The sequence below is a fragment of the Pseudonocardia kujensis genome (genome assembly GCF_021283305.1).
In the GTDB taxonomy this organism is placed as follows: Bacteria; Actinomycetota; Actinomycetes; order Mycobacteriales; family Pseudonocardiaceae; genus Pseudonocardia; species Pseudonocardia kujensis.
On sequence record NZ_JAJSOK010000011.1, the window covers coordinates 1 to 15,763 of the forward strand.

Consider the following 15,763-nt stretch of genomic DNA (forward strand, 5'->3'; position numbering starts at 1 on the left):
GGCGTTCGCCTGCCCGGCAGGCTCCGCCGGGCCGACGCCGACATGACCATCGGGGGCCGCGTCGTCCTCGACTTCGCTCCCGACCCAGCCGCGGCTTTGCCCGTGTGGCGGCGCGCGTGAAGGTTCTCTCCGTCGACGGCCGGGTTTGTGTGGATTGCGGGGACGGGCCGGTCGACGTCGCTACCGCGAGCAACGGGCGTTTCGGCTCGGACCCGCAGGCGGTCTACGAGCGATGGTCCGAGTTCCGAGGGTGGGCGGAGGAGCTCGACCCGATCTGGGCGGAACAGCTGGACCCGACAGCTGCCCGGCTTCGGTCGGGTGCTGCGCTCGGCAGCCCCGTCCCGCGTCCGCGGCAGGTCCTCGCCGTCGGCTTCAACTATGTCGATCACTCCGCGGAGCTGGATGCCGAGCCGCCCGAGAAACCTCTGGTCTTCCCGAAGCTGTCCAGTTGCGTGGGCGGTCCGGCAGACGTGGTCGAGCTGCCGGGCGAGCACATCGACTGGGAAGTCGAGCTGGTCGCGGTCATCGGTCGGCACGCCCGCAACGTCGCCGCCGACGCGGGCTGGCGATACGTGGCCGGCGTCACGGTCGGTCAGGACCTCACCGACCGCGCCGCCCAGTTCGACGGCCCGACCCCGCAGTTCAGCCTGAGCAAGTCACGGCCGGGGTTCGGCCTGATCGGGCCTTGGCTGACCACTGTCGACGAGCTCGACGACCCGGACGATCTCGCCATCAGTTGTCTGCTCAACGGCGAGGTCGTCCAGCAGGCCCGTACAAGCAGTCTCGTCTTCGGGGTCGGGGAGCTGGTCGCCCGGATCTCGGCGCAGGTGCCGCTACTGCCGGGTGACCTGATCTTCACGGGAACCCCCGGTGGCGTCGGGTACGGCAGGACCCCGCCGCGCTACCTGACCGAGGACGACGTCCTCGTGAGTCGGATCGAGGGCGTCGGCGAGCTCACAACGAGGTTCGAACGGCCCATGGGGGGTCATGTATGAGGCGTACCACTTCTTGCCGTTCCGCCCGAGCCTGCGGACCTCGTCAGCGGCGGTGCTATGTGGCGAGATGGAGCGTTTCGAGGCTTCCGCAACTACCTGTCCCACGGTTGATTCCTGGGCCAGACGGCCTGCCATCGAACTCGAGGTAGAGAAGCTGTGGTCGCACGGATGCGCGACCCGACGTGCGCCGTCCGGGAGGGCATCGCACCCGTGCCTTTCGCCCATGACGTGTCGACGTGCGGATTTCGTAGTCCTCTCGTCGCCGGACTCGAGGTGCCCGAAACGGCGACGTTCCGCGGAGCATCGTCGCCTTTCGTGACAACGTGGCGGATCGGGCGCGGTGACACAGGTCGCGCGCCGGTCGCAACCGGTGAGCCGACGGCGGACCGGGTACTGCACGATGAGAGGGCGAATGAAGGACAAGATGCGACGCTGGGAGATGGACGGCATTGGGCGCGAGCGACTCCGTCTGAGCGACGTGCCGATCCCGACGCCGGAGCAGGGCGAGGTGGTCGTCGAAGTCAGGGCGGTTTCGCTGAACCATCGCGACAGGTTGGTCGTCGATGACGGTCGCGGTCTCCCGCTCCGCTTCCCGTTCACACCCGGATCGGACCTGAGCGGGGAGGTCGTCGCGCTCGGGAACGACGCAAGCCGGTTCCAGGTCGGGGACCGGGTCATCTCGGCCTTCACCCCGGACTGGATCGACGGTGGCCGAGCGGGTACCGCCCGCACGCCGGCCTACCGGACGCTCGGGGGCTACTACCAGGGCGTGCTCGCCGACTACGTGGCATTCCCTGAGGAGTGGTTGGCGCCTGCGCCGATGACGTTGACCCACGCGCAGGCGAGCACACTCCCGTGTGCCGGATTGACCGCGTGGTTCGCGCTCGTCGAGCGGGGCGGCCTACGGGCAGGGCAGACAGTCCTCATCGAGGGGACAGGGGGGGTGGCCCTATTCGGCATACAGATTGCCTGCGCGCACGGGGCAGAGGTGATCGTGTCCGCTAGTGCGGACAAGCTGGAGCGGGCTCGCTCACTGGGGGCCACGCATGTCGTAGACCGGCGGGTCGATTGGGTCGAGGTGGTCCTCGAGCTCACCGGTGACCGCGGAGCGGATCACGTCCTTGAGATTGTCGGGGGCGCCAACCTCGGGCTGGCAGTGCAGGCCACTGCCGTGGGCGGGCACATCTCCCAGATCGGGGCGCTCGAGGGCTTCGAGGTCAGCGCCCCCGTCATGCCGCTCATGCTCAAGGACATCACGATCCAGGGCATCGGTACTGGTCACCGGCGAGCGCTGGAGGACTTCGTGCGGGCTGTCGACCGGACGGGGATCACGCCTGTGATCGACAGCCGCTTCCCGATGGAAGCGCTCCCGGCAGCGCTCGAGCGGATGGACCGCGGGCCGTTCGGCAAGGTCGTCGTGGAGGTCCAAGACCCAAGCGACCGACATTGAGCCGTGCGCGGCCGGATGGCGTCGCGGCGTTCGTTGCGCGTGCGGAACCGTTCGCGTGCGCGTGATGGGTCTGGTGTTCATGTGAGGGCTGTGGCAAACTGCCTGCGCAGGCAGCTATGCACTGTCTCTGGAGCGGCGAGCGAGGAGGCGGCCATGCGCATCGTCAACGCGAGGTCGGTCGCGGTGCCACGGCGATGCTGGAGAACAACCCCGTTCCTCGCGCTCGAGGACCTTGCAGCCCGCATGGTCGGGGCCCACACATCCTGAACGGGAGAGAGCAATGTCGACGACGCCGTCGGACGCACCTACCTCGGACATCGAGCTGTTCTCGGACGAAGCTCTCGCCGAACCCTACGAACTCTACCGCCAGCTGCGGGACCTCGGGCCGGTCGTCCACCTACCCGCCTACGACATCTACGCCATTCCTCGCTACGCCGCGCTGCGGACAGTCAGCAAGAACTGGGAGACCTTCACCTCCACGGCCGGGGTGACTCTGAACGACCAGATGAACCGCGCCACCGAGGGCATCCTCATCTGCAGCGACCCACCTGAGCACCGGCTGATGCGCAAGGTCCTCGCGCGCCCCCTGCGCGGACAGAGGCTCCACTCCGTACGCCCTTTGCTCGAGCAGGAGGCCAGGGCGGTGGTGGGCAGGCTCGTTCGTCGGGGCTCGTTCGAGGCGGTCACCGAGCTCGCACAACATCTGCCCGTCACCGTCGTCTCCAAGCTGGTCGGCCTGGGCTCGTTCGGTCGCGAGCACATGCTCGAGTGGGCCGCTGCGGCGTTCGACGCGCACGGCCCGGACAACGCGCGGACCCGGGCCGCAATGCCGAAGGTTGCCGAACTCGTGGACTTCGCGATGCACGAGGCCACACCGGAGAACCTCGACCCCGACGGCTGGGCGGCCGCGCTCTACACGGCGGAAGCGCACGGTGAGCTTCAGGCTGGTCGGTGCCCCTTCATGATGGTCGACTACATTGGTCCGTCCCTCGACACCACCATCCACGGCACCAGCAGCGCGATCTGGCTGTTCGCGAGACACCCCGAGCAGTGGGAGCTCATGAGGCAGGACCCGTCCCTGGTGCGGCACGCCATCGACGAAGTTCTCCGATTCGAGTCTCCCATTCCTAGGTTCACCCGCGTCGCGACAAGGGATTACCAGATCGACGGAGTGACTATCCCTGCGGGCTCCCGGGTGATGTTGCTCTACGGTTCGGCCAACCGCGACGAGCGCAGGTACGAGTGTGCGGACCGCTTCGACGTCACTCGCCGTCCCAGTGATCACGTCGCTTTCGGACACGGCGAACATACGTGTGTCGGACTGAACCTGGCCCGGCTGGAGATGCAACTCGTGCTCGATGAGCTGGTAAGAACCGTCGAACGATTCGAGCTCATCAGCTACGAGCGCGCCCTCAACAGCAACCTCCGTGGTCTGGCACGTCTCGAGGTCCGTGTGCACGCAGCGTGAGAGGACGACGGACGACATGCCTCGATCGCGCCGGTCTGGTCCCCGGGGAGATCTCGTGCACCAGTACTCCCTTTGCGGCGATCCCCGTGGATGGCCACCATCGGCGAATCCGATCTCGCGAGGACGACGGTGTGCGCGATCGATGCTCGTGAACCGAGCTCTGCAAACGCGAGGCGGGCGCTGACGTCGGCCTGCGCAATGGCGGTCGAGCCGGCGGTCGCTGGTCCCGGGCCGAGTTCACTTGTCGCGGCGGAGGGCGTCTGGCCGCACATGTGGGATACGTGTACTCGCGGCCGGGTCCGTCAGCGTGACAGCATGCTGCCGGTCGGGAACGGGCCGCTCACGACACGATGCTCATCTTCGTCTCCCGAGCAGTCGGCTCCGGTCTGGTCCTCGACCGTTGAGCAGGTCGCCCCAGCGACCGGGAAGTGCCGCGCCGAGTCCCGGCACCGGGACCGGTAGCCGCAGGATGCGTGAGCGCTGCATGCGCACGATCAACAGGTTCTGTCGTCGCCTTTCAGCGGGTCGCTCGCGGGGTCGAGGGCTGCCCAGATCTCGACGAGGCTGCGTAGCTGACCCTCATCGAGCCTGTCGGAGAACAGGGCGCGGATATCAGCGCCGTGCTGGCGTCGGGCGCGGCGCAGCAGTGTACGACCGGCCGTGGTCATCACTGCCGTTGTACTGCGTCCGTCCGCGGTCGAGCGGCGACGCGCGATGAGGCCACGCTTCTCGAGGCGGTCCGCGAGACGGGTGAAGCCTCCCGTGGTCATCAGACGACGCTGAGCAAGATCTGACATACGTGCCCCGTCCTCACCGGCCGCGTCGACGGCGACCAGGACGTCGTACTCGGCCAGGCTGACCTGCAGGGGTGCGAGACCGGCCTCGAGAGATCGCCACACACGCTCATGGGTGCGCAGGAAGCCCTGCCACGCGTCCTCTTGCAGGTCCGTCAACCGTCGTGTCGCCATGGACGTAAGCCTATGCCCGTGACGAAGCGGCCCCAACGTGCTATTATTGCCTGCGCAGGCAGCTAAATCTACGGAAGGACTCCGCGTGCGTCGCCTCCTGCACATCGACTCCTCGATCCGCGACAATGACTCGGTGAGCCGCGCGCTGAGCGCTCGTGCCCGGGACCGCTGGCGTGTCGCCCATCCCGACGGCGAAGTCATCTACCGCGATCTGGGTAGCGCGCCGGTCCCACACCTCACCTCGGCCTCCGGGTTGGCTCGGCTCATCCCGCCCGAACAGCACACGGCGGACCAGGCCGAGTCCTTCGCCTTGACCTGCGAGTTGGTCGATGAGGTGCGTACCGCCGACGCGGTTGTTCTCGGCCTGCCCCTCTACAACTACGGGGCCCCGAGCGCGGTCAAGGCGTGGGTCGATCACGTTGTCGCCCCCGGGGTGTCGGCGGACCCCGAGACCAACGAGGGGCTACTCGGGGGCACCGAGCTGATCGTGTTGGCCTCCCGCGGTGGCGGGTACGGCCCCGGCGCCCCGAAGGAAGGCTGGGACCACGCCCTGCCCTGGCTCACGCACGCCCTCGCGCCGACCGGCCTCAAGCCTCACGTCATCGTCGCCGAGCTCACCCTCGCCGCCACGAATCCAGCGATGCACGTCCTCATCCCCGACGCCGAACGCAGTCGTGCCGCCGCCGAGCAGCAGATCGACGAGCTGTGGCCGGTGGATCGGCCCGAGCGGTCTGACCATCGAGTCCTCGAGCAGGAAGAAGAGTTGTCGAAATGACCTTCGAGATCGGCGTTCTGACCTTCGCTGAAGTCACCCGGGACATCGTCACCGGCACACTCCCATCGCCTCATCAACGCGTCCGCGACACCATCGAACTCGCCCGGGTGGCCGACCAGGCTGGGCTGGACCTGTTCGGCGTGGGCGAGCACCACCGAAGCGACTTTGTCGGCTCTGCGCCGAGCATCCTGCTCGCCGCCGCAGCCGAGGCGACCGAGCAGATCCGACTTACCAGCGCGGTGACGGTGCTCAGCTCCGAGGATCCGGTGCGGGTCTGGGAGCAGTACGCGACGATCGACCTGATCTCGGGCGGTCGAGCCGAGATCATCGCTGGACGCGGCTCATACACCGAATCGTTCCCCCTGTTCGGCTATGACCTGCGGGACTACGCCGACCTGTTTCGCGAGAAGCTGGACCTCCTGCTGCGTATCCGGGAAAGCAACCCGGTGACCTGGGAGGGCCGTTTCAGGGCTCCCCTCGTCGAGGCCGACGTCGCGCCCCGTGCAAACGGTGACCAGATCCCGATCTGGGTGGCCGTTGGGGGCACGCCCGCTTCGGCCGTCAACGCCGGCAGGCTCGGACTCCCGATGGCCCTCGCGCTATTGCTCGGGCCGCTGACGACGCACACCGAGACCGTCGAGCTCTACCGGCAGGCCGCTACGGCGGCCGGACACGACCCCGGCGCGCTGCCCATCGGCATTAACACCCACGGCTACGTCGGCCGCACGAGTCAGCACGCTCGGGAGACCATGTACCCCTACTTCGCCCAGGGGATGGTGGAGAACCACCATCAACGCGGTCAGGGCGTCATCATGTCCCGCGCCGCGTTCGAGGCCCAGGCCCGACCTGCGTCCTCGCTGCTCGTCGGAAGCTCGCAAGAGGTCATCGACAAGCTGATCGCCTACCACCAGCACTACGGCATCGGCCGCGCCATGATTCAGACCGGCTTCGGCGGCCTGCCACAGAAGGAGCATCTCGAGACGATCGAACGACTCGGCACCGAGGTTGCACCTGTCGTGCGTCGCGAGGTTGCCGCCTTGGCCGCGAGCGCAGCGTGACCACCGTCCCGGATTTCCCCGGCGGCGGAGGTGCGCTGCGGGTCGTCGTGGTGAACGGCAGCCCGCATCGGCCGTCCACGACGATGGGCTTGGTGGACGTCATTCTCGACACCCTGGCCGGGTTGCAGCCGATCGACACGGCCCGGGTGGATGTCTACGGCCTCGGCGCCGCGTTCACCGGGGCGCTCGCGCGGGAGGACATCGTCGCGCATGCACGCGGGATTGAAGAAGTGTTGCGTCAGGTCGAGAACGCGGACCTTCTGATCGCTGCCGCGCCGGTGTACCGCGGCTCCTACCCAGGGATGTTCAAGCACTTCTTCGATCTCATCGACCAGTACGCCCTCGCGAACAAACCGGTCCTGCTCGCCGCCACTGGCGGCGGGGAACATCACGCCCTGGTCCTCGAGCACGCAATGCGCCCGCTGTTCGCCTTCTTCCAGGCCCTCACCGTTCCCGTCGCGATCTTCGCTTCCGCCGGGGCGTTCGACGGCACCGTGCTGCTTGACCCACGTGTCCACGCTCGCATCGAGACCGCGCTGAATGATGTCGTCGATCTCCTGCGACTGCGCTACGCCCCGCGTGACATCTCGTCCGAGGCACGATGAGGCTCTCACTACAGGCCGACCTTGCGGGCCCGCGGGGGATCGCGCTCCTCTGAGCGGGCGTCGGAATCTCCTCCCGGCAACCTGCCGAGTCGCCAGCTCCTGCCCGATCGCACTCGAGCCCGCCGAGGCTCGGCCGGCGAGCATTGACCCGGAGGACCTTGAGTCAGGCAATCGTGCGCGCGGCAGGAGAACGCTCCGGGTCCGCCTTCGGATGGGTACCGAGGTAGACCCTCGACGGTGAATCGTCCTGGGTGGTGGAGAGGCCGGGCGAGGCGATCTGTGCGCCATGCGGCGAGAAGTGCGTCGACGGGCTACGCCAGCTGGAGGGTGACGGCGCTCACTGCACTATTGGAGACTGGGATCATGGCAACGACAGAAGAGAACAGGGAAATCGCCTTCACCTTCTTCGAGCATCTCAATGCCGGCGACCTCGACAAGGCCCTCACCTTTCTGCATGACGATATCGTATGGTGGGTGGTCGGCAAGCCGGAGCAGTTCCCGCTTGCGGGCGACCACAACAAGAAGCAGTTCGTGGAGATGCTCGAGAGCGTCCACACCGCCATGCCCAGTGGTGTGCTCTTGACCCTCACCAGCAGCACAGCCGAGAACGAGCGAGTGATTATTGAGGCCGAGTCTCGCGGCACGTCACCGGCGGGGGAGGCTTACGACAACTCGCTGGTGTACGTACTCGAGTTCCGGGACGGCAAGATCGCCGCCACACGTGCGTACCTCGACACCATGCACGCGAACGACTATCTCGTGAAAAGGTAGTACTGTCCCGCCGGACACCGGAGCCGTCCCGCAAGTCCGGAGGGCTTCGGTGCCCGACCTCGTGGTGCCACCAAGCCACCGCGCTGCACCATCTCGCCGAGTCGGCGGGTCTCGGGGTCAGGCATCCTCACCCGGTAGCAGCACGACCTTGCCGTGCGGTGCCCGGGACAGGCTGAGCTTCGCTGCCTCACGCCAGGCGCCGAGCGGGAATGTGCGGGCGACAGGGAGGCGGAACGTCCCCTTCGAGGCGTGCACCACAAAGTCGGGCACGGGGTCGACGAGCGGGGTCGCCGCTTCCGTCAGCAGGTCGAGGTTGACTCGCGCACCAAGCCGACGGGCCTCGTCGTGGTTGCTGATCGTGACGACGTCCTGTGGCGCACGGACGACCCCGAGCAGCACCGGAACCGTGCCCGGTGTGGGGGGTGCGGCGTCGAGCACGAGGTCCACGGGGCCACTCGCGAGCTCGCGGACACGCTCTGCCATCCCCTCGCCGTAGGACGTGACGACGGCACCGAACTCCTCGAGGTCGGAGGCGTAGGTCGGCCCCGCCGTGGCGATGACGCGTGCACCGAGCCCGATGGCGACCTGCACTGCCCCGTAGCCGACCATCGCGCCCGCCCCGTGCACGAGGAGCGTCGTCCCCGACCCGACGCCCATTCCGGACAGCGTCCACACGGCGGTCTGCACCACCATCGGCAACACCGCCGCCGCGATCGGGTCGAGGCCCTCGGGCACTGGTGTCCAGGAGGACAGGATCGCCACGTCGGCGGCCCCGGCGCTCGGCTGTCCGACGAAATCGGCGGCGCCGACGACCAGGTCGCCGACGACGACGTCCTCGACGCCCGGGCCGAGGGCGTCCACCCTCCCGGCGACGTCGTAGCCGATGCCACGCGGGAGGTTGCCCGGCATGAAGCCGCGGCAGAGCTCCCAGTCCGCGGGGTTCAGCCCTGCCGCGACGACCCGGACCCGGACGCGACCCGCGGTCGGATCGGGGATCTCGGTGCGCTCCTCGACCAGGACGTCGAGCGGCTCGCCGTACTCGCGGAAGCGGATGACCCGGGACGGGGCGGTGCTCATGTGGTTCTCCTCGACTCCCGGAACCCTCGCGCCCGGGTTCCGTCAGTGACTGACACTACCACGGATCTGACAGTCACTGACGTATCCGGGTTAGGATCGGATCATGCCGAGAAGCGGGGCCGAGGCGCGGAGGCGGCTGCGCGAGGCCGCGCTCGAGCTCTATCGCGAGCAGGGGTACGAGGCGACGACGACCGCGCAGATCGCGGCGCGCGCAGGCGTGACGGAGCGGACGTACTTCCGCCACTTCGCCGACAAGCGCGAAGTGCTCTTCGACGGAGAGGACGAGCTGCGCAGGGTGCTGGTGGACGCGGTCGCCACCGCGCCCTCCGAGCTGTCACCCCTGGGGATGCTGGCCAGGGCGTTCACCGCGGCAGTGCCCCTGTTCGTCGCCGGCCGCTCCGTGGCCGAGCGTCGCGAGGAGGTCATCGTCGTCACCGCTGCGCTTCAGGAGCGCGCGCACGCGAAGTCGGCGGCGCTCATCGAGGACATGGCCACGGCATTGGTCGACCGCGGTCTCGCCCGGCCGAGCGCGCTACTGGCCGCACAGATCGGCATGGCGACATTCCGCCGTGCGATCGGCGCCTGGGACGGGAGGTCGGCATCTGAACTGGAGAGCCTCATCGCCGCTGCCGCGGCCGAGGTGCGTGCGCTCAGCTGAATGGGGCTCGCCGCCACCCCGTCGGAGCACACCGCGCGGAACCGGAATTCAGCTGGTCGCGTCGGCCGGAAACGGGTAGTCGGCGGTCAGTCGGCGCAGGTGCTGCTCGATCCGCTCGAGCTCCCGCCGTCCGATGTTCGCGGCCCAACGGTCCCGGATGTCGTCGAGCAGGGCGCCACCCAACGCCATCATCTCGCGGCCACGCGATGTGGTCAGCAGCCGCCTGCGCCGTGCGTCGGCCGGGTCGGGCTCGCGCTCGACGTAGCCGAGCTGTTCGAGGGTTGCGATGCGCTGGGCGGCGGCCTGTTTCGTGATCGACAGTCTGCGCCCGAGCTCGGACGCGGTCTCGGCTCCCTCGGCGATAGCCCGCAAGGCGAACTCGTCCGCCGCCCGCACGCCGGGATGGCCTGCTCGCTCCAGGCCGTTGCTCACGTCGTCCACCAACCCGCGGAAGGCCCGCAACAACATGAGAGCGAGGTCGGCTCCGGGTGATCGATCCACGGCGACGATGCTAGAGGGTAGACAAGGTGCTTGCCTATCCGTAGGGTATAGACAAGCACCTTGTCCATCTAGGAGGAATCGACATGTCTCACGTAGTCACGACCGCCACCATCCCGAATGCCGACCACCACCGGATCGAGGTAAACGGGGGCGAGCTGCACTACGTGTCCGCCGGAACCTCCGGATCGCCGGTACTCCTCGTGCACGGCTTCCCGGAGTCCTGGTGGGTCTTCCACAAGGTGATCCCGCTGCTGAGCGGTCACCACCGGGTCATCGCGGTTGATCTCCGTGGGTTCGGTGACTCGACGGTCGCTCCGACCGGGTTCACTAGCGCGGCGGCCGCCGACGACCTGGCCGAGCTGATCATCCGCCTGGGCCTGGGCCCGGTGCACCTGTCCGGTCAGGACGTCAGCGGTCCCACGACCTATCGGCTGGCCGCCACTCGACCCGAGCTCGTGCGCAGTTACACCGCCATCGAGACCGGGCTGCCGGGATTCGGGGCGGAGATGCTGGGCGACGTCACCCATGGTGGCGCGTGGCACATCGGCGTGCTGGCCGCACCCGGGATCCCGGAGCTGCTCCTGACCGGGCGCGAGCGCGCCTTCCTGACCGACTATGCGATCCCCTCACTCAACGCGACGGCCGGTGCCTTCGTCGACGCCGACGTCGACGAGCTCACCCGGGTCTTCGCCAGGCCGGGTGCGTTCCGCGGAGCGGCAGGGCTGTACCGGTCCCTGCTGACCGAGGGTGAGGAGATCCGGGCGCTCGCCAAGAACGGGATGGCCGTTCCCGTGCTGGCGATCGGTGGGGGATCCGGTGACTTCACCCCGGCGACGCTGCGCCAGGTCGCCGCCGACGTGACCGAGGTCCACATCGACGGCATCGGCCACTACGTCGCGATGGAGGCCCCGGATCGCCTGGTGACGACCATGGAAGCGTTCTACTCCCGAATCGACCAGTGATCGGGGTGACCAGCGCGCATGGCCGTCTACCGTGCCCTCGGCCGTAGAGGTGGCGCCGCAGGTTTCGTTGCTCGCCCCGCAGGACCACAGGGTCAGCTGAGCTCGATCAGGATCGCTGCCAGCTCGCGGGGCATGGTGATCATGCAGTCGTGGCCGGTGGGGAGCTCGCGGACGTCCGCGGGGGAGCCGTTGGGCTGCACGGCAGGGACGGGGCGGCGCTCGAATCCCTCCGGCGCCACGGTGCAGTGGATGTGTGTGCGCGGAATCGTGTCCGCGGCAGGGTTGGTGAGCTTCACCCGCTGCCGCAGGCAGTCGACAGGTTGATCGGTGAGTGTCTTCCTGAGCCACGCGATGTCCGTGGGGTCGGTGACGCCGAAGAGTCCGAAGGGCGCAGGCAACTCCGGGAGTGGGGGAATGCGCCAGCCGTTGGCGGAGGCGAGCGCCGCGTCCACCAGCAGCTGTAGGGCGGGCATGATGTCGATCGCGTTCTCACCGTCCTGCGGGACCATCGCGTCCAGGTAGACGATCCTGCCGATCCGCTCCGGGACACGGTCGGCCACCGCAGTGACGACAAGCCCCGCGTAGCTGTGCCCCACGAGAACGACGTCCCGAAGGTCGTCGGCAACGATCAGGTCGGCGATGTCGGCGATGTGCGTGTCGAGCCCGACATCGGGGCCTGCCAGGTCGATCTTGTCTCCGTAGCCGGTGAGCGACGGGGCGAGCACCCGGTGCCCGGCTTCGGCGAGCAGAGGTGCCACCCGCTTCCAGCTCTCGCCGCTGTGCCACGAGCCGTGCACGAGTAGGTAGGTAGTCATGGTGCAACTCCCTCAGCTGACAGGGATGGGGATGGACAACGGCGCGCCTGGCGCGGCGATGGAGTGGGACACGGCCCGACCGGAGATCACCTGACTCAGATTGCGCCGTGAGGCCGGGAGTTCGACTGCCGGATCACTTGGACTCGACGCGACCGAGTGGGGCGGGATCAGCCCGGAGAGCCGCGACGGCGGCAGGCCACGCCTGGTCGTCCAGGCCGAGAGAGGTCCGCAGGTAGGCCCATGTGAGCTGTTGGACGGCGCCGAGGCGGGCGGGGTTCTCGTCGGTGGTCTCGGCGGCCTCGTAGCCGGGGACGCCGCCGAGCGAGTGCTCGCCGCCGAACACGGTGAGCAGGTGGTCGGGGCCGGGGCCGAGTCGGAACGGGTCCTCGGACCAGTCCGGCCCGCGCACCGTCAGCACCGACCGGTCCTCGTCGCCCGCCACGACGAGGGCCGGTCGCGACAGCGTGCTGAAGTCCGCGTTGAGGTAGGGCAGGTTCTCCCGGGCGAAGTCGGTCAGGTCCGGCCCGCCGGTTCCGGCGGTGGCCAGCAGGACGCCGACCCGCACGCGGGGATCGGACAGGTCCTCGTGGGCTCCGGCGGGCGGTCCGACCCGCTGGCCGAGCAGGATGCCGGTGGTCTGGCCGCCGAAGGAGTGGCCGGCGGCGGCGATCCGGTCGCGGTCGACCCGCTCGGTCAGACCGGGCACGGCGCCCAGCAGGGTGTCCACGTCGTCGAGGACGCGGGTGGCGTCCGCGACCCGGAACCGCCAGAACCCCGCCACCCGCGGGTCCCCGTGCGGGACGCCGATGGTGCGCGAGTCGAGGTAGGTCGGCTGCAGGACGACGAAGCCGTGCGCAGCCCAGTAGTCGACCAGCGGTCCGTAACCGTCCATGGAGGAGCCGTACCCGTGGCTGAACAGAACGATCGGGAGCCGGTCGCCGAGCGCGGGTGCGGAGACGCGCACCTGTAGGTCCGCACCGCGCTGCGCGGTGGCGGGGAGGATCACGGGCTTGGCGGATAGGACCACGTCACCGCGACCCGCGTCGGCGTAGACGGGGGGCGGGCCGGAGGCAGGCAGGTGCTGGCTGAGTGTCATGATCGGGGTTGGCCTCTCTTGGGGATCAGGCTGGTCGTGCGGTGAGTCTCGGTCCTCGACCGGAGATGATTTCCGTCAGCTCCCGTCCGGCCTCGAGGAGCGCCTCGCGGCACTCGTCCAGCCGGTCGGCGTTCAGTTCGGGAAGCCGATGGGCGGTCAGTGTCAGCGCGACCCGGCCGGTGCCGTCGAAGACCGGCGCGGAGATGCCGCGGGGCTGCTCGCCGTGAAGGGAGACGTGGCGTCGGGCGAAGTCCGCGATCTGGAGGTCGAGCTCGCGGACCGAGGCGGGGAGGTGGCCGTCGGTCGCGATCCGGGCGATGCGAGCCTCGATCTCCCGGAGCGAGTTGTGGTCCGGGAGGAGGGCGCATCCCTGTTCACGGGCGCGGGCGAGGTCCTCGAGCAGCGTCCGCCGGACGAGATCGTCGTCCTGGTGGTCCCTCAGCCACTCCTCGCGAACCTCGTCGGTCTCCCAGGCCGCGAAGAGCGTCCCGAACGGGGCGACGAACGGCAGGCGCACACCGCCCAGGTGCGTGCCCGCGTCCGGGCCGACCCAGGCGAGCTGGATCACCTCCCGTCCGACCAGCGCCGCCGCCGCAACGTTCACCCCGAAGCGAGCCGACACCTCCTCCAGTCGCGGTCGGGCCAGATCGGCCAACCTCAGGTGAGTGGCCAGGCCCGCTGCTCGTTCTGTGCCGCTCCCGCCGTTCCCGCCCTCGGCGACCAGGGACAAGCTCGAAAAGCTCCCATAGCCACCCTGGAAGAACATCAGCGGCGCGGTCGGGCGCTCGACGTCCAGGTCCGTGACGGCACCGACCACGAGTGCGTGGTCGCCGATCTCGAGCACCGAGTGGAGCGTGCAGTCGATCCAGGCTGGCGCGTCGATCAGGAGGGGCGAGCCCAGCGGCGACGGGCGCCAGGGAGTCGCGTCGAACCTGTCCCGGTCCCGGGAGGCGAAGCGACGGCACAGCTCGACCTGGTCGCCGCCCAGGAGGTTCACCGCGAACCGGCCGGCCTCGACGATCGTCTCGAGGACCCGGGAGCCCTTCGAGGGCAGGAAGGCGACGAGAGGTGGGTCCAGCGAGACCGAGGTGAAGGAGCCGACGGTCACCCCCACCGGCCGCCCGTCTCGGCCGACTGCGGTGACGACGCACACGCCGGTCGGATGGTGCCCCAGGACGCGACGGAAGTGGCTGCCGTCGAACGTCGGGATCGTGGTCGGCTCGGGCATCACAGCAGCTTCGTGATGTTCTCGTCGAGGGAGAAGCCCAGCAACGACTTCCCGTAGATCTCCCGTGTCGCGGGTGGCACGAGGGTGCCGTGCCGCAGGGCGATGTTCGAGTCCCGCCACATCCGCTGGATGGGACTGGATTCGGCGAAGCTGCCCGCCCCGTGCGCGGTGATCAGCAGATCCAGGGCGTCCTTGACGCAGGTCGCCGCCCGTGCGGCGTCCGACCGCAGGCGGGCGCGCAGCCGGTAGCTCGGGTTCTCCCCGCGGCGGGCGGCCTCGTCGATGTCCCGGGCGGCCCGGTAGACGTGCAGGTGGGCGGCGTCGATCAGGGCCGCCGCGTCCGCGACCTGCAGCTGGAAGCCGACCGAGTCACGCTGGCGGGTGTACACGGTGTTGGCGATGGTGCGGCGGTCGGCGACGTCTATCACGTGCCGGAGCGCCGCGCGACCCATGCCGAGCTGGGCACCGGTGAGCACCAGGGTGAAGGCGGGATGGAAGGCGGACCGGTACAGGGCCTCGTCGGTGAACTCCGTCGGGAAGCGGCCGTCGATCGCCGCGCCGACCGAGAGGATGCGGTGGTCGGGGATGAAGACGTCCTCGGCGACGATGGCGTTGCTGCCCGAGCCGCGCATCCCGACGACGAACCAGGTGTCCCGAACCGTGTAGTCCGTCTTCGGGATCAGCCCGAGCCCGAAGTCCGTCGTCTCGCCGTGCTCGTCGACGATGGGAAAGCCGACCATCACCCAGTCGGCATGGAGCGAGCCGGAGCCGTAGAACCACTCGCCGCTCACCCGGAAGCCGCCCGGCTCGCGGCGGGTGCGCCCGCGCGGGGAGAAGACCCCCGCGACCCGGGCCTTCGGGTCGGCGCCGAACACCTCGTCCTGGGCCCGCTCCGGCAGCATGCCCACCGCGATCCCCACGGTGTTGATCAAGGTGACGACCCAGGCGGTGGACCCGCAGCCCTCAGCCAGCGTCGCCGCGACGTCGATGATCGTGCGGACGTCCGCCTGGTGGCCGCCGTAGCGCTTGGGCACGGTCAGCCGGAAGAGCCCGGCGTCGGCCAGCGCGTCGATCACGTGGTCGGGTACGCGGCGGTCCCGCTCGGCCGCCTCGGCGTTCTCGGCGAGCAGCCCCCGAAGCGAGGCGGCCGTTGCCACCAGCCGGGACCGCTCCTCAGTGTCCCCCTGCGGATCCGGGTAGGCCGACAGGCCGAAGGCGAGGGGATCGGGGTCGAGGGTGGACGGGACGTCGCTCCCGATGGCCATGGACTGGTAGACGTCGCTGACCGTGCTCATCTGTGGTGCTCCTGGGGTCGCGGTGCGGAACGCACCCGGTG

At 69.1% G+C, this 15,763-nt stretch carries 16 protein-coding genes; 9 read left to right on the top strand and 7 right to left on the bottom strand.

Translation table 11 applies throughout. The annotated features are described in order from the left end of the window. Nucleotides 1-116 precede the first annotated feature (116 nt). From LWC35_RS10340 to LWC35_RS10350, 3 genes are all read left to right on the top strand, one after another. A complete protein-coding gene (locus tag LWC35_RS10340; protein WP_232869835.1) occupies nt 117-995 on the top strand; it encodes a fumarylacetoacetate hydrolase family protein in 879 nt (292 codons plus the stop codon). A 412-nt stretch (nt 996-1,407) separates the two neighbouring features. Next, nucleotides 1,408-2,445 carry a zinc-dependent alcohol dehydrogenase family protein gene (locus LWC35_RS10345; protein WP_232869836.1) on the top strand — a complete coding sequence of 346 codons (1,038 nt, stop codon included), beginning with the start codon at nt 1,408-1,410 and terminating at the stop codon, nt 2,443-2,445. Between the two features lie 280 nt (nt 2,446-2,725). Beyond that, nucleotides 2,726-3,913: a cytochrome P450 gene (locus LWC35_RS10350; protein ID WP_232869837.1), complete on the top strand. Its 1,188-nt coding sequence runs from the start codon at nt 2,726-2,728 to the stop codon at nt 3,911-3,913. 494 nt (nt 3,914-4,407) lie between these two features. On the opposite strand, the gene LWC35_RS10355 is transcribed toward LWC35_RS10350, so the two are convergent. After that, complete coding sequence (locus tag LWC35_RS10355; RefSeq protein WP_232869838.1) at nt 4,408-4,881, bottom strand: MarR family winged helix-turn-helix transcriptional regulator; 474 nt, start codon at nt 4,879-4,881, stop codon at nt 4,408-4,410. A gap of 85 nt (nt 4,882-4,966) precedes the next feature. On the opposite strand from LWC35_RS10355, the gene LWC35_RS10360 reads away from it, so the two are divergent. The 4 genes from LWC35_RS10360 to LWC35_RS10375 all read left to right on the top strand — a co-directional run bounded on the left by LWC35_RS10360 (nt 4,967) and on the right by LWC35_RS10375 (nt 8,090). After that, complete coding sequence (locus LWC35_RS10360) at nt 4,967-5,656, top strand: FMN-dependent NADH-azoreductase (protein WP_232869839.1); 690 nt, start codon at nt 4,967-4,969, stop codon at nt 5,654-5,656. Continuing rightward, on the top strand, nt 5,653-6,714 hold the full coding sequence (locus LWC35_RS10365) for an LLM class flavin-dependent oxidoreductase (protein WP_232869840.1): 1,062 nt from the start codon (nt 5,653-5,655) through the stop codon (nt 6,712-6,714). The genes LWC35_RS10360 and LWC35_RS10365 overlap by 4 nt, the downstream gene beginning before the upstream one ends. Then, nucleotides 6,711-7,319, top strand: a complete 609-nt coding sequence (locus LWC35_RS10370; RefSeq protein WP_232869841.1) for an NAD(P)H-dependent oxidoreductase — start codon at nt 6,711-6,713, stop codon at nt 7,317-7,319. The genes LWC35_RS10365 and LWC35_RS10370 overlap by 4 nt, the downstream gene beginning before the upstream one ends. A gap of 363 nt (nt 7,320-7,682) precedes the next feature. Then, nucleotides 7,683-8,090, top strand: a complete 408-nt coding sequence (locus LWC35_RS10375; RefSeq protein ID WP_232869842.1) for a nuclear transport factor 2 family protein — start codon at nt 7,683-7,685, stop codon at nt 8,088-8,090. Nucleotides 8,091-8,207: 117 nt separating this feature from the next. Here the strand turns inward: LWC35_RS10375 and LWC35_RS10380 are convergent, their stop codons facing one another. Beyond that, nucleotides 8,208-9,167, bottom strand: coding sequence for an alcohol dehydrogenase catalytic domain-containing protein (locus tag LWC35_RS10380; RefSeq protein WP_232869843.1), 960 nt, complete (start codon nt 9,165-9,167; stop codon nt 8,208-8,210). Between the two features lie 103 nt (nt 9,168-9,270). Between LWC35_RS10380 and LWC35_RS10385 the strand changes: the two genes are divergently transcribed. Further along, on the top strand, nt 9,271-9,825 hold the full coding sequence (locus LWC35_RS10385) for a TetR/AcrR family transcriptional regulator (RefSeq protein WP_232869844.1): 555 nt from the start codon (nt 9,271-9,273) through the stop codon (nt 9,823-9,825). 48 nt (nt 9,826-9,873) lie between these two features. Here the strand turns inward: LWC35_RS10385 and LWC35_RS10390 are convergent, their stop codons facing one another. Continuing rightward, nucleotides 9,874-10,326, bottom strand: a complete 453-nt coding sequence (locus LWC35_RS10390) for a MarR family winged helix-turn-helix transcriptional regulator (protein ID WP_232869845.1) — start codon at nt 10,324-10,326, stop codon at nt 9,874-9,876. Nucleotides 10,327-10,409: 83 nt separating this feature from the next. Here LWC35_RS10390 and LWC35_RS10395 point away from each other — a divergent pair, with 83 nt between their 5' ends. Further along, entirely contained in the window at nt 10,410-11,288 is an 879-nt protein-coding gene (locus LWC35_RS10395; protein WP_232869846.1) for an alpha/beta fold hydrolase, read from the top strand. Nucleotides 11,289-11,380: 92 nt separating this feature from the next. Here LWC35_RS10395 and LWC35_RS10400 read toward each other — a convergent pair whose 3' ends face one another. From LWC35_RS10400 to LWC35_RS10415, 4 genes are all read right to left on the bottom strand, one after another. Continuing rightward, nucleotides 11,381-12,103, bottom strand: a complete 723-nt coding sequence (locus tag LWC35_RS10400) for an alpha/beta fold hydrolase (RefSeq protein WP_232869847.1) — start codon at nt 12,101-12,103, stop codon at nt 11,381-11,383. A 133-nt stretch (nt 12,104-12,236) separates the two neighbouring features. Beyond that, a complete protein-coding gene (locus LWC35_RS10405) occupies nt 12,237-13,109 on the bottom strand; it encodes an alpha/beta hydrolase family protein (RefSeq protein WP_232869848.1) in 873 nt (290 codons plus the stop codon). Between the two features lie 115 nt (nt 13,110-13,224). Then, nucleotides 13,225-14,427 (bottom strand): flavin reductase, encoded by a 1,203-nt coding sequence (locus LWC35_RS10410; RefSeq protein WP_232869849.1) that lies wholly within the window; start codon nt 14,425-14,427, stop codon nt 13,225-13,227. Beyond that, nucleotides 14,427-15,722: an acyl-CoA dehydrogenase family protein gene (locus LWC35_RS10415; protein WP_232869850.1), complete on the bottom strand. Its 1,296-nt coding sequence runs from the start codon at nt 15,720-15,722 to the stop codon at nt 14,427-14,429. Before LWC35_RS10415 ends, LWC35_RS10410 begins: the two co-directional genes overlap by 1 nt. Nucleotides 15,723-15,763 lie beyond the last annotated feature (41 nt).